This window comes from Arthrobacter sp. 10N410 (genome assembly GCF_056394945.1).
In genome coordinates this window covers 19,928-32,835 of record NZ_JBFTIP010000010.1, presented here as the reverse complement: position 1 = coordinate 32,835, position 12,908 = coordinate 19,928, and the positions used below count along the sequence as shown (strand labels likewise).

Annotated in this window: 9 protein-coding genes; 4 read left to right on the top strand and 5 right to left on the bottom strand. The window is 70.7% G+C overall.

Annotated elements, in window-relative coordinates; all coding sequences use genetic code 11:
* Nucleotides 1-17: 17 nt before the first annotated feature.
* A complete protein-coding gene (gene pcp / locus AC1DB8_RS16040; protein WP_476893578.1) occupies nt 18-659 on the top strand; it encodes a pyroglutamyl-peptidase I in 642 nt (213 codons plus the stop codon).
* Between the two features lie 36 nt (nt 660-695).
* Here the strand turns inward: pcp and AC1DB8_RS16035 are convergent, their stop codons facing one another.
* The gene (locus AC1DB8_RS16035; protein WP_476893577.1) at nt 696-1,334 is read right to left on the bottom strand and encodes an SIMPL domain-containing protein; all 639 of its coding nucleotides are present in this window, start codon (nt 1,332-1,334) and stop codon (nt 696-698) included.
* On the bottom strand, nt 1,331-1,825 hold the full coding sequence (locus tag AC1DB8_RS16030; RefSeq protein ID WP_441419426.1) for a hypothetical protein: 495 nt from the start codon (nt 1,823-1,825) through the stop codon (nt 1,331-1,333). Before AC1DB8_RS16030 ends, AC1DB8_RS16035 begins: the two co-directional genes overlap by 4 nt.
* Nucleotides 1,826-2,027: 202 nt before the next feature.
* Here AC1DB8_RS16030 and pheS point away from each other — a divergent pair, with 202 nt between their 5' ends.
* From pheS to AC1DB8_RS16015, 3 genes are read left to right on the top strand one after another with little or no spacing between them, the layout of a single operon-like run.
* A complete protein-coding gene (gene pheS, locus AC1DB8_RS16025) occupies nt 2,028-3,089 on the top strand; it encodes a phenylalanine--tRNA ligase subunit alpha (protein WP_476893576.1) in 1,062 nt (353 codons plus the stop codon).
* 2 nt (nt 3,090-3,091) lie between these two features.
* Entirely contained in the window at nt 3,092-5,635 is a 2,544-nt protein-coding gene (gene pheT, locus AC1DB8_RS16020; RefSeq protein WP_476893575.1) for a phenylalanine--tRNA ligase subunit beta, read from the top strand.
* Between the two features lie 54 nt (nt 5,636-5,689).
* Nucleotides 5,690-6,367, top strand: a complete 678-nt coding sequence (locus AC1DB8_RS16015; RefSeq protein ID WP_476893574.1) for a 4'-phosphopantetheinyl transferase family protein — start codon at nt 5,690-5,692, stop codon at nt 6,365-6,367.
* A 28-nt stretch (nt 6,368-6,395) separates the two neighbouring features.
* On the opposite strand, the gene AC1DB8_RS16010 is transcribed toward AC1DB8_RS16015, so the two are convergent.
* From AC1DB8_RS16010 to AC1DB8_RS16000, 3 genes are all read right to left on the bottom strand, one after another.
* Nucleotides 6,396-7,772, bottom strand: a complete 1,377-nt coding sequence (locus AC1DB8_RS16010) for a M1 family metallopeptidase (protein WP_476893573.1) — start codon at nt 7,770-7,772, stop codon at nt 6,396-6,398.
* Between the two features lie 66 nt (nt 7,773-7,838).
* Nucleotides 7,839-11,771 carry a Pls/PosA family non-ribosomal peptide synthetase gene (locus AC1DB8_RS16005; RefSeq protein ID WP_476893621.1) on the bottom strand — a complete coding sequence of 1,311 codons (3,933 nt, stop codon included), beginning with the start codon at nt 11,769-11,771 and terminating at the stop codon, nt 7,839-7,841.
* A 94-nt stretch (nt 11,772-11,865) separates the two neighbouring features.
* Nucleotides 11,866-12,831 carry a quinone oxidoreductase family protein gene (locus tag AC1DB8_RS16000; RefSeq protein ID WP_476893572.1) on the bottom strand — a complete coding sequence of 322 codons (966 nt, stop codon included), beginning with the start codon at nt 12,829-12,831 and terminating at the stop codon, nt 11,866-11,868.
* Nucleotides 12,832-12,908: the final 77 nt, after the last annotated feature.

Below are 12,908 nucleotides of genomic sequence, written 5' to 3'. Positions count from 1 at the left end.
GTTGCTAGGCTGGGCGCATGATTCTCCTGACTGGCTTCGAACCGTTTGGCGGCGAAAGCACCAACCCGTCCTGGACCGCGGCGCGCGGTGCGGCGGCCCTGCTCGAAGCCGAAGGCCATGAGGTGACGGCGATCGAACTTCCCTGCGTCTTCGGGGAGGCCATCACGGTGCTGCACGCGGCCCTGTCGGAGCACCGCCCCGACCTCGTGGTCTGCGCAGGACAGGCCGGCGGCAAGGCACGCATTTCGCTGGAGCGGATCGCGATCAACTGCGATGACGCGCGAATCCCTGACAACGCGGGCAACGCCCCGGTCGACGAGCCTGTGGTGCCCGGCGCTCCAGCGGCCTACTTCAGCACGCTGCCGGTAAAGGCGGCGCTGGCGGCGCTGGGAGCGGCGGGCATTCCCGCCGAGGTGTCACAGACGGCCGGGACCTACGTCTGCAACCACGTCTTTTACGGCCTGATGCACGCCCTGCGGCTCACCCAGGGGGCGCGCGGCGGCTTTGTCCATGTACCGTACGGGCCGGACCAGGTCCCGCCGGGAAGCGGACTGGCCTCACTCCCGCAGGAGCAGATGGTGCAGGCGCTCGCCGTCGTCGTACGGACCGCGCTGGCGACGACGGCTGACCTCAAGCTCGCCGCGGGCGCCACCCACTAGCCCCGCCCCGCACGAAGTCCCGCCCGTCCGGCGAGCTCAGTCGAGCAGCTCCCAGACGACGTCGACAGTCGCCGTGACGCTCGAACCGCCCGCCTCGACGGTCAGCGGCTCGGATGCCGCCACGCGCTGCATCTTGGCCAGCGGGATGGGTGAGGCGGTCCCGGACTGCTGCGTTACCGAGAGTGTCCTGCCTAGCCGGGCGCCCGCCAGCGCGGCGAAGTGCTCGGCCGCGGTGCGGGCGTCGTTCCAGGCCGCCTCCCGGGCGCGCACCTCGACCGCCGACGGATCGGTAAAGCCGAGCTCCAGCCCGTTGAGGCGCACATCGTCCCCGCCTGCCGCGACCGCCGCGGCGATGAGCGCCGACGCGGCCGCCGGCTCGCGGAGCCGGACACTCAGCATGCTGGAGGCCAGGTAGCCGGAGACGAGCTGCCCGCGGCCCTCCTGCCAGCTGACCTCGGCCCGGACGTTCAGCCCCGACGTCGTGATGTCCGCGTCCGGCACGCCGTGCCTCCTGAGCACGGCCGTGATCGCGGACGAGGCGAGGGCGGCGTCGCCATACGCCGCCTCCACGCCGGGCCGGCGGCATTCGACGCCGATGCCGAGGGTCAGCAGGTCCGGCGCGGCTTCCGCGGTGCCGGATCCGGTGACCGCAATGGATCGGGGAGTTTCCGTCATGTCATGCCTCGTTCCGCTCGGGGGGCCTTGCTGGCCGGTTTTCCTGGGGCGCCTTTTCCTGGGGGCCGTCGTCGGGAAGCGCTTGGGGACGGCAGGAGGGGGTAACCGCCGGCGCGGAGCCCGGCGTGCCGTTCAAAGGGGTTGGCCGATCCGGGATTGCCCGTCCGCCACAGGGACCAGGCAGCGGACAGGAAGTACAGCGGCAGGAACGGCATGCCCAGGCACCAGGCGTACTGGGTGCTGTGGCGTTCCTCGTGTCCCAGCAGCACCGGGTTGCCCAGGGCTTCGGCGGGACCGGCCCGGAACAGCACCACGTTGCCCACGGTGAACGCCGCCGCGAACGGCAGCCGCCAGCGGTAGCCGGTGGCGAGGATCAGGCCGCGGGGGCCGCGACGGACCCTGGTTCGGGCGCAGGCTGCCAGCAGCAACCCCAGCGGGGTAGATGCATTCAACAGATTGGCAAGCTGCCGCAGCCGCTGTCCGGAGGTCATGAGGCCATGGTAGCGGGGGAGCCGTGCTGCCCGGCGGTCCCTGTCCGTCACGTTCGGGCGCCCGGACGCGTTCAACTAGACTGGACGGGAGCGCCCGCCGGGAAGTTCCGGTGAGCCCTGACCTTTGTCAATGCACCGGTCCCTGCACCCGTTGAGGCCCTGCGTGCGTTGGCATCACCCGACTCGTAGCTAAGAACAGTAGATGACTGAAACTTTGCCGGGCGCCCCCGTCCCGAACCCTCTGGATGAAGCCGCCATCACCGCCGCCGTAGACCAGGCCGTCGCCGCCATTGCCGCCGCCTCGACGCTCGATGAGCTCAAGGCCGTGCGCCTCGCCCACACCGGGGAGAAATCCGCGCTGAGCCTGGCCAACCGTGAGATTGGCGCCCTGCCCAAGGACCAGAAGGCCGCCGCCGGCAAGCTTATGGGAGCCTCCCGCGGACGCGTCAACAAGGCGCTCGCGGACCGCACGGTCGAACTTGAGGCGGAGAACGACGCCCGCATTCTGGTCGAGGAAACCGTGGACGTCACGGCTGCTCCGCGCCGCCGTCGCGCCGGTGCCCGCCACCCGCTGTCCACGCTGCAGGACCGCGTGGCGGACATCTTCGTCGGGATGGGCTGGGAGATCGCCGAGGGCCCCGAGGTCGAGTCGGAGTGGTTCAACTTCGATGCGCTGAACTTCAAGCCGGACCACCCGGCCCGCGAAATGCAGGACACCTTCTTCGTGGAGCCGCCCGAGGCCCACCTGCTGATGCGCACCCACACCTCCCCGGTGCAGGTCCGCTCCATGCTGGAACGCGAGGTGCCGATCTACGTGCTGTGCCCGGGCAAGGTCTTCCGCACCGACGAACTCGACGCCACGCACACCCCGGTCTTCCACCAGTTCGAGGGCCTCGCGATCGACAAGAGCCTGTCCATGGCGGACCTGCGCGGGACCCTGGAGCACTTCGCCCGCCAGATGTTTGGCGACGAGGCCCAGATCCGGTTGCGCCCCAACTACTTCCCGTTCACCGAGCCGTCCGCGGAGCTGGACATCTGGCACCCCGGGGCCAAGGGCGGCCCGCGCTGGATCGAGTGGGGCGGCTGCGGCATGGTCAACCCCAACGTGCTGCGCGCCGCCGGTATCGATCCGGACGTCTATTCAGGTTTTGCCTTCGGCATGGGCATCGAACGCACCCTCATGTTCCGCAATGAGGTCGGCGACATGCGCGACATGATCGAAGGCGATGTACGTTTCAGCGAGCACTTCGGGATGGAGATCTAACAGTGCGTATCCCACTTTCCTGGCTGCGTGAATTCGCAGCGGTACCGGCCGGAGCGACGGCCGAAGACGTGATGGCCGATCTGGTCAAGGTCGGTTTTGAAGAGGAAGCGGTCCACCGCCCCACCGATGCGCTCCAGGGCCCCATCGTGGTGGGCCAGGTCCTGAGCCTGGTCAAGGAGCCGCAGTCCAACGGCAAGACCATCAACTGGTGCCAGGTCCGTGTGGTCCCCGAAGGCCAGGAGCAGACGCTCACCGGCGACGGCATCGACCCCTCCGGCGTGCAGGGCATCATCTGCGGCGCCCACAACTTTGTGGAAGGCGACAAGGTGGTGGTCACGCTTCCGGGCGCTGTCCTGCCCGGCGACTTCCGGATCTCCGCCCGCAAGACCTACGGGCACCTTTCCGCCGGCATGATCGCCTCGGTCCGCGAACTCGGCATCGGCGAGGACCACGACGGCATCCTGGTGCTGTCCCGGATCGGCCTGGACCCGGAACTGGGTACCGACGCCATGGAACTGCTCGGCCTCTACGACCAGGCCGCGGAAATCAACGTCACCCCGGACCGGGGCTATGCCTTCTCGATCCGCGGCGTGGCCCGGGAATACGCGCACGCCACCGGCACGCCCTTCACCGACCCCGCGTCCAAGGTGCAGGCCCCCGCCGCCCTGGCCGGCGGCTACCCGGTCAAGCTCAACGACGACGCACCGATCTACGGCAAGCCCGGCTGCGACCGCTTCGTGGCCCGCACCGTGCACGGTGTGGACGCCACCCGGCCCACCCCGCCCTGGATGTCCGCCCGGCTCCGCCTCGCCGGCATCCGCTCCATCTCGCTGCCGGTGGACATCTCCAACTACGTCATGCTGGAGCTCGGCCAGCCGCTGCACTTCTACGACCAGGACAAGCTTTCCGGCGAGATCGTGGTCCGCCGCGCCGTCTCCGGCGAGAAGCTCAAGACCCTGGACGGCAAGGACCGCGCGCTCGACGCCGAAGACCTCCTGATCACGGACGGCTCCGGCCCGATCGGCGTCGCCGGTGTGATGGGTGGCGCCGCCACCGAAGTCAGCGACGCGACGTCGACCATCCTGATCGAAGCGGCGCACTTTGAGGAAGTCTCGATTGCCCGTTCGCGCCGCCGCCACAAGCTGCCCTCCGAGGCGTCCAAGCGCTTCGAACGCGGCGTGGACTGGCACGTTGCCCACGTGGCCGCCCAGCGGGCCGTCGACCTCCTCGTTGAACTCGCCGGAGGCACCGATGCGGCCGAGGGCACCGACGTTGGCACCGCGCCCGCTCCGGTTACCGTGCAGTTGCCGGCGGCGTTCGCCGCCGAGCGGATCGGCATCGACTTCACCGAGGAACAGATCCTGACCTCGCTCCAGGACCTCGGCGCCGTCGTCGAAAAGACCGGCACCGGCTACAGCGCCACGGCCCCGAGCTGGCGCAACGACCTGGAAACGAAGGAAGACCTTTCCGAGGAAATCGCCCGGCTGGTCGGCTATGACAAGATCCCCGCGACCCTCCCGGTGGCGCCCCCGGGACGCGGCCTTACTCGAGTCCAGCAGCAGCGCCGCCGGCTCGTGCAGGCCCTGGCCGACGCCGGCCTCACCGAGGTGATGGCGTACCCGTTCGTCTCCAAGGCGGCCAACGACACCTTCGGGGTTCCCGTGGCCGGCGCGGAGCGCAAGGCGCTCAAGCTGGCCAACCCGATCAGCGAAGAGCAGGGCTACCTGCGGACCTCCATCCTGCCGGGCCTGATCGAGGTCGCCAAGCGCAACCACTCCCGCGGCTTCCGCGACCTCGCGCTCTTCGAGTCCGGGCTGGTCTTCCTGCCCGGCGACACGCTGGGCACCGCCTCGATTCCGCCGCTGGGTGCCAAGCCCTCCGACGAGGTGCTGGACGGTCTGTACGACGGCGTCCCGGACCAGCCGCTGCATCTCGGCGCCGTGCTGACCGGCCACGATTCCCCGGCTGCGCCGGCACACACGCCCCGCGCCTGGGACTGGGCCGACGCGCTGGACATCGCCCGGCTCGCCGGCGATGTGCTCGGCGTCGAACTCGTTGTCAGCAAGGGCCAGCACCAGGCGTTCCACCCTGGCCGTGCCGCGCAGCTGGCGCTGCGCAGCGGCGAGGTCGTGGGCTACGCCGGCGAACTCCACCCGAAACTGCTCGCAGCGCACGACATGCCGGCCCGCTCGGTGGCGCTGGAGCTGGACGCCGAGGCGCTCTTCGAAGCCGCCGCCGACGTGATCGTCGCCCGGCACATCTCCAGCTACCCCGTGGCGACCCAGGACGTCGCCCTCGTGGTCGCGGCCGACGTTGCGGCGGACGAGGTGCTGGCCGCCCTGCGCGAGGGCGCGGGAGAGCTGCTCGAGGAGGTGTCCCTGTTCGACGTCTACGCCGGCAAGGGCATCGAGGAGGGTAAGAAGTCGCTCGCCTTCAACCTGCGCTTCCGGGCCGACGACCGGACGCTGACCGCGGACGAGGCCTCGGCTGCCCGCGACAGCGCGGTCGCTGCCGCCCACGAGCGTTTCGGCGCCGTGCAGCGCTAGCGGCCCGGAGGGGAGCCCCTGGCGGGAGAGCCTGAAATATAGGAGGGCGGGACCATGGCATCGCAGCTGATTGTGCGGTCGGTCCCGCCCTTTGGCGTACCTGGCGCACCCGGGTTACCGGACGCCGCCGCCCGCGAACAGCTGGACGACGTCGAGCTCGGGCGCGCCCTGGGCCTGGAGCCCGGTCCGCGGGCGGCGTTCCTGGCCGGCCGGCTGGCTCAGCGGCAGCTTGCCGCCGAACTGCTGGACGTGCCGCCGTCGGAGCTCACAGCCGCCTACGACTGTCCGCAGTGCGGTCCCGGAAGCCCGCACGGCAGGCCCGGCTACACCCTGGCCGGCGCGCCGGCTCCGCTTCTGCTCAGCCTGTCCCGCAGCGCGGGCTGGGTCCTGCTGGCCGCCGTGCTGGATCCTGACGCGGGGCTGCGCCTTGGCGTCGACGTGCAGGACCCGGCGGGTGCTGATTTTGACGGCTTCGATCAGGTGGCGCTGGGCCCGGCAGAACGCCAGAGCCTTCGCGGCCTCTCCGGCGCGGAGCTGTTGCACGGACGTGCCCGGCTCTGGGCACGCAAGGAGGCCTGGCTCAAGCTGTGCGGCACCGGGTTGCGGACCGCGCCCGAGACCGTGGAGGTGCTGCACCAGCCCGGCATCCGGGACCTGCCACCCGATGAATCCGGACTGCCCGCGCAGTTCGCTGCCGCCGTCGCCCTTTCCGCGCTCCCGGCCCGGGATTAGCGCGGTCCCGGGGTCAGCTTTCAGGCGGTCAGCTGGCCGGAAGGGGCGGCAGCGCCTCTTGATAAAGCCAGGGGTGCAGCACAGCCTCGGCGTCCATCCCGGTGACGCGGTCCGCCGCCACGATGAAATCCTCGGTGGTGACGGAGCCGTGCCGGTGGCTGCCGGTCCACTCGTGCAGGAGCGCGAAGAAGGCAAGATCGCCGCAGTGGAGGCGGACCGCGTGCAGTGCGAGGGCGCCGCGCTTGTAGACGCGGTCATCGAACATCAATTCCGGCCCCGGGTCACCGACCAGCAGGTCCTGGCCCTCGCGGTTGAGCATCCGCCAGGCCGCCCGGGCGCGGTCGGCCACACTCATGATCCCGGCCTCCTCGGACCAGATCCACTCGGCGTAGCAGGCGAAGCCTTCGTGCAGCCAAATGTCCTTCCACGACGCTGCCGTCAGCGAATTCCCGAACCATTGGTGGGAGAGCTCGTGCGCGATCAGCCGCTGGGATTCCCAGTCCGGCGTCAGGTGGTTGCGCCCGAAAATGGACAGGGACTGGGCCTCCAGCGGGATCTCCAGGACGTCCTCGGTCACCACAACGGTGTAGTCGGCGAACGGATAGGGACCGAAGCGGCTGGTGAAGGTACGCATCATCTGCGGCTGGCGGGCGAGCCCGGCGCGGGCCTCGGCCGACAGTTCGGCTGGCACCGCGGCGGTCTGGGCGACGTCGCCGGCCGTCCGGTCCGGGTTCAGCGGCAGCAGTTCGTACCGGCCGATCTGGACTGTGGCGAGGTAGCTGGCCATGGGTTCGGACTGCTCGTAGACCCAGGTTTCGCGGCTGGAACGGGCCTGGTGCGAGACCAGTACCCCGTTGCAGACGGCCCGGTAGTTGGCGTCGGTGGTGACCGCGATGCGGTAGCTGGCCTTGTCCCGCGGATGGTCGTTGCAGGGAAACCACGACGCCGCGCCGTTGGGCTGCCCGGCGACCAGGACGCCGTCGCTCAGTTCCTCCCAGCCCACCTCTCCCCAGAGCCCGCGGCGGGGCGCCGGGTTGCCCTCATAGCGGATGTCCAGGGTGAATTCGTCACCGGGCAGCAGCGCCGTGTCCGGCACCACGACCAGCCGCTCAGCCCGCTGGTTGAACTTGCGCACCTTCCGGCCGGGCATCAGCACCTTCGTGGCGCGGAGCCCGGTCAGGTCCAGGACAATCGCGGAGCTCTGGCGCCGGGCGACGGCGTGCAGCGTCGCCCGGCCGCCCAGATGGTTGCTGCTGATGCGGTAGTCGAGCTCCAGTTCGTAGCGCGTGACGCGGTAGACGTCGGTGCCATGGCCCGGCATGTACGGATCCGGAGCGGCTGCGGGCGTTGCGGGCGGCAATTCAGCGGGGAATTCCTCGGCAGCGGCTGAGGCGATGGGACTCATGGCACGGCTTTCGGTCGTTGCGGTGGACGGGAGGCGTCTTCCGGGCGGGGAACTACCCGGGCGGGGCTACTTGGGCTTGGGCGCCGGAACATCCGGGCCGACCCACGGGCTGACCGGATTTCCCATCCAGTATGTGGCGGCCGGGACCGTTTCCCCCCGCATCACGAGTGATGCAGGGCCCACCGTCCCGCCGTTGCCGATCCGGGCCCGCGGCAGGATGACTCCGTGCGGACCCATCGTGGCCCCGTCTTCGAGCGTAACAGTGTCGATGCTCATGACCCTGTCGTGGAAGAGATGGGTTTGGACCACGCAGCCGCGGTTGACCGTGGCGCTGCGGCCCAGGGTGACGAGGTCCGCCTCCGGCAGCCAGTAGCTCTCGCACCAGGTGCCAGCCCCGATCTTGGCGCCCAGGGCGCGCAACCACCAGACGAGGGCCGGGGTGCCGGATGCCGCGCGCGCGAACCATGGGGCGCTGACCATCTCGATGAAGGTGTCCACCACTTCGTTCCGCCAGATGAACGAACTCCAGAGCGGGTGCTCACCGGGGCGGATGCGTCCCACCAGGAGCCACTTCGCGACGACGGCGCTGCCGGCAGCGGCCGCGCCGGCCAGCAGGACCACGACGCCGCCCAGGAGGGCGGCTACGGCGTAGTTGAAGGTGCCGGCCAGCCAGTCCAGGGCCACGAGCACGGCCGCGGCGACGGCGACCGTGAGGACCACCGGGACAAAGCGGCAGAGCTCCCACAGGGCGCGGGCCAGTTTGAGCCGCAGGGGCGGCTGGAAGGTGCGGGTGTCATCGGAGGCGATGGCGGTCCTGCGCAGCCGCACCGGCGGGCTGCCCAGCCAGGAGGTCCCTGATTTCGCCTTCGCGGGGGTCGCGGAGAGGACCGCCACGAGGGAGTTCTTGGGCACGCTGCGCCCTGCGGCGGTCATGCCTGAGTTGCCGAGGAAGGAGCGTTTGCCCACCTTTGCCGGCGCGATCCTCATCCAGCCGCCGCCGAGCTCGTAGGACGCGATCAGGGTGTCGTCGGCCAGGAAGGCACCCTCGCCCACTGTCGTCATTTTCGGGATCAGCAGAACCGTGGAGGCCTCCACGTTCCGGCCGACCCTGGCGCCGAGCAGGCGGAGCCAGGCCGGCGTGAAGAGGCTGGCGTAGACCGGGAAGAGCAGGTCGCGGGCCAGGTCGAGGACCCGTTCCGTCGCCCACACCTGCCAGCCGATCCGGCTGCGCACCCGGTAGTAGCCGGGGCGCAGCCCGGCGCCGAGCAGGCGCGTGGTCGCGAGAACCAGGACCAGGTTGGCGCCGAACCACGCGAGCGCGGCCGGCGGGAGTGAGACGGCCAGCTGCGGCAGGGCCGCGGCCAGCGAGTCGCGGCCCTGGATGAAGAGGAACATCACCAGTCCGGCCGCAGCGGCGGACAGGTAGGGGATCAGGGCCAGGAGAGCCGAGGCGGAGGCGAAACCGGCAAACCAGAGCCGGCCGATCAGATGGTGCTCCGGTGGCGTCGCGGGCCAGCCCTGTTTGGCTTTGCCCCGGCGTTCTGCCGGGGAGCCGGCCACCAAATGGCCGGCCTTGACCCGGCCAAGGACGGCCGAACCCGCCTCCACCTGCGCCCCGGCGCCGATGCTGGCACCCGGCATGAGCGTGCTGCGGGCGCCGACGACGGCACCGGCGCCAATCCGGATCGCGCCGATGTGGACGGAGTCGCCGTCGATCCACCAGCCGGAAAGATCGACTTCGGGTTCGATGTTGCAGCCGTTGCCGAGCGTGAGCAGCCCGGTCACCGGCGGCAGCGAATGGAGCTGGACGTTGTTGCCTATCGTGGCGCCCAGAGCCCGGGCGTAGTAGGGCACCCACGGGGCGCTGGCGAGGCTGACGGCCCCGGCCAGGTCCTGGATTTGTTCGGCCAGCCACAGGCGCAAATGCACTCGGCCGGACCGAGGGTAGCTTCCGGGGGAGACATTGCGCAGCAGGAGCCGGGCCGCGGCCACCGAAATAGCCATCCGCCCGGCCGGGCTGACGAACACCAGCCAGGAGGCTCCCACCCACCACCAGGACAGGGTCGGCGCCGCGGTGAACCCGGCGAGGGACGCGAGCAAATTGTTCGCCACCATCAGGTAAGTCAGCCAGCGCATCCCGACGAGGATGTGCAGCGGAACACCCAGCAGCGTCTGGACCCACTGGGCGCGGCGGGACGTGGGACGGACCGAACGCTGGCCGGCCGCCGGGGCCCCGCCTTCCGGGAGGGACTGGCGTGCGGTGTCGATCAGGGCGCCGATCCGGGGCGTGGCGTAGATATCCGCCACCGTGATCGTCGGGTAGCGGACCCGCAGCGCGGAGACCAGCTGGGCCGCGGCCAGCGAGCCGCCGCCGAAGGCAAAGAAATCGGCATCGAGGTCCGAAACGGTCCCGCCCAGGACAGCGCTCCACTGCTCGACGATCCAGCGGGCGTCCTGCGGGAGGTCCATGGGCGCCGGCGCAGTATCCGCCGCCCCCGGGCCGGTCAGCGGCCACGGCAGTGCTTGCCGGTCCACCTTGCCGCTGGTCTTGGTCGGTAAGGCGTCCACGACGGTGAGCAACGGGATCAGCGGGGCGGGCAGGGTGGACGCGAGCAGCAGCCGGGCGGCTGCCAGGTCCAGTTCCCTGCCGTCGGCCGGTGAGAGGTAGCCGACCAGCACCTGGTTCCCGGCCGCCGTCGTCCGCACCGCTGCCGCCGCCCCGGCGACGTCGGGCAGCGACTGGAGGGCGGCGTCGATTTCGCCGAGCTCGATCCGGCGCCCACCCAGTTTGACCTGTTCGTCCGCGCGGCCGACGAAGAGCAGTCCCGCCCGCTCGTAGCGGACCAGATCGCCGGAGCGGTAGGCGCGCGACCAGCCCAGCGCCGGCAGGGGAGCATACTTCTCCGCGTCCTTGGCCGGATCGAGATAGCGGGCTAGCCCGACTCCGCCGATGATCAGCTCACCGATTCCGCCCTCGAAGACCGGCACCCCGTCGGAGTCGACGACAGCGAGGTCCCAGCCGTCGAGCGGTAGCCCGATCCGGACCGGTCCCGGGCCGCCCAGCGGCGCGGCGCAGGCGACGACGGTGGCCTCGGTGGGTCCGTAGGTGTTCCAGACTTCGCGTCCGTCCACGGCCAGCCGCTCGGCGAGTTCGGGCGGGCAGGCTTCGCCGCCGAAGATCAGCAGTCGGACGCTTTCGAGCGACTCCACCGGCCACAGCGCCGCGAGAGTGGGCACCGTGGAGACCACCGTGATGCCGTGGTTGATGAGCCAGGGGCCCAGGTCCATGCCGGTCCGGACCAGGGCGCGCGGCGCCGGGACCAGGCACGCACCGTGCCGCCAGGCGAGCCACATTTCCTCGCAGGAAGCATCGAAGGCCACCGAAAGCCCGGCCAGCACCCGGTCCTGGGGCCCGATCGGTTCGGCCTGGAGGAAGATCCGAGCCTCGGCGTCGGCGAAGGCGGCAGCCGAACGGTGCCGGACGGCGACGCCTTTGGGCGTGCCGGTGGATCCGGAGGTGAAGATGACCCAGGCATCGTCGCCTGGGACCGGCTCCCTGGCGGCCGGGAAGGGCCGGGGACGGCCGGAGTCCGTGACGATCGTCCCGCCGGCACGCAGCACGCCGGCAACGCCGGCCTCGCCGAACACCAGCGAGGCCCGCTCCTCGGGGTCGTCGGCGTCCACCGGAACGTAGGCGGCCCCGACGAACAACACCGCCAGGATGGAGATGTAAAGCTCGTTGGTGCCCGAGGGGATCCGGACGCCGATCTTGTCGCGCGCGCCCAGCCCGGCCAGGTGCAGCTTCCTCGCGGTGGCCCGGACCTCGTCCATCAGCTGGGCATAGCTTAGGGAGCGTCGGCCGTCGTCGAGCGCGGAGGCGTCCGGAAAGCGGTCGGCGGTCTCCCGCAGGACGTCGACCAGGGTCCGCTCCGGCGGCGCCGCGAAGGCGCCCGGCAGCTGCGGCTGATAGGCGGCGCCGGCCGGGCGGCCGCCGCCCAAGGGAACGCCGACGGCCGGCGTTTGCTGCTCAATCACAGGGTGATTCTCCCTGCAGCAGATGAACGGAAGACATCGGTGCCACTCCAGGGCCGATTCAGGGGACCAGGATGACCTTGCCGGTGGTGCGGCGCTGCTCCAGGTCGGTGTGGGCTGCGGCGGCGTCGGCGAGATCGTAGCGGGCGCCGATCCGGACCTTGAGGCTGCCGTCCGCCACTGCGGCGAAGAGTTCGTCGGAGCGCCAGCGGCGTTCCCGCGCGTCGCGGAGGAAGTGCGTGATGGTCGGCCGGGTCAGGTAGAGCGAGCCGCCGGCGTTGAGCCGCTGCGGGTCGAACGGCGGCACCGGACCGGACGCGGCGCCGAAGAGCACAAGGGTGCCGCGGATCCGGAGCGCCGCCAGGGAATCGTCGAAGGTGTCTTTTCCGACGCCGTCGTACACCACGTGCGCGCCGGCGCCGTCCGTCAGCTCGCGCACCTTTGCGGCGAAGCCGTCATAGCGCAGCACGTGGTCCGCGCCGGCGCCGCGGGCCAGCGCCTCCTTCTCATCGGTGGAGACGGTGGTGATGACGTTCGCGCCCTTGGCCTTGAGCAACTGGATCAGCAGCAGGCCGACGCCGCCGGCGCCGGCGTGCAGCAGCACGGTCTGGCCCTCTTCCACCTTGAAGGAGGAGTTGATCAGGTAGTGCGCGGTGATGCCCTGCAGGGGGAGGGCAGCGGCGGTGTAGTCGTCGACGCCGCGGGGCACCGGCAGCGCCTTGTCCGCGTCCACGAGGGCGTACCCGGCGTAGCAGTTGACACCCTCGGCGGTCGCGACCCGGTCGCCGGCGGAGAAGTTGCTCACGCCGTCGCCCAGCTCCTCCACGGTCCCGGAGGCCTCGGAGCCCGGAGTGAAGGGGTACTGCACCTTGTAGACGCCGCTGCGCTTGTAGGTGTCGATGAAGTTCACGCCCGCGGCGGCGACCTTGATCAGCAGCTGGCCGGGCCCCGGAACCGGCCGGTCGACTTCTGCCAGCTCGAGGACCTCCGGTCCGCCGGCCTGCCGGGCGAGGATTGCGTGCGTCATGTGTCTCCTTCTGAAGTGTCAGGGCCTTTTGAAGCGCCAGCGCTCCGGGCGAGGAAGCTTCCTCGGCGCGGATCCTG

Coding starts and splice junctions, on each gene's coding strand:
- pcp (WP_476893578.1), top strand. CDS start 18: ATGATTCTCCTGACTGGCTTCGAACCGTTTGGCGGCGAAAGCACCAAC.
- AC1DB8_RS16035 (WP_476893577.1), bottom strand. CDS start 1,334: ATGACGGAAACTCCCCGATCCATTGCGGTCACCGGATCCGGCACCGCG.
- AC1DB8_RS16030 (WP_441419426.1), bottom strand. CDS start 1,825: ATGACCTCCGGACAGCGGCTGCGGCAGCTTGCCAATCTGTTGAATGCA.
- pheS (WP_476893576.1), top strand. CDS start 2,028: ATGACTGAAACTTTGCCGGGCGCCCCCGTCCCGAACCCTCTGGATGAA.
- AC1DB8_RS16015 (WP_476893574.1), top strand. CDS start 5,690: ATGGCATCGCAGCTGATTGTGCGGTCGGTCCCGCCCTTTGGCGTACCT.
- AC1DB8_RS16010 (WP_476893573.1), bottom strand. CDS start 7,772: ATGAGTCCCATCGCCTCAGCCGCTGCCGAGGAATTCCCCGCTGAATTG.
- AC1DB8_RS16000 (WP_476893572.1), bottom strand. CDS start 12,831: ATGACGCACGCAATCCTCGCCCGGCAGGCCGGCGGACCGGAGGTCCTC.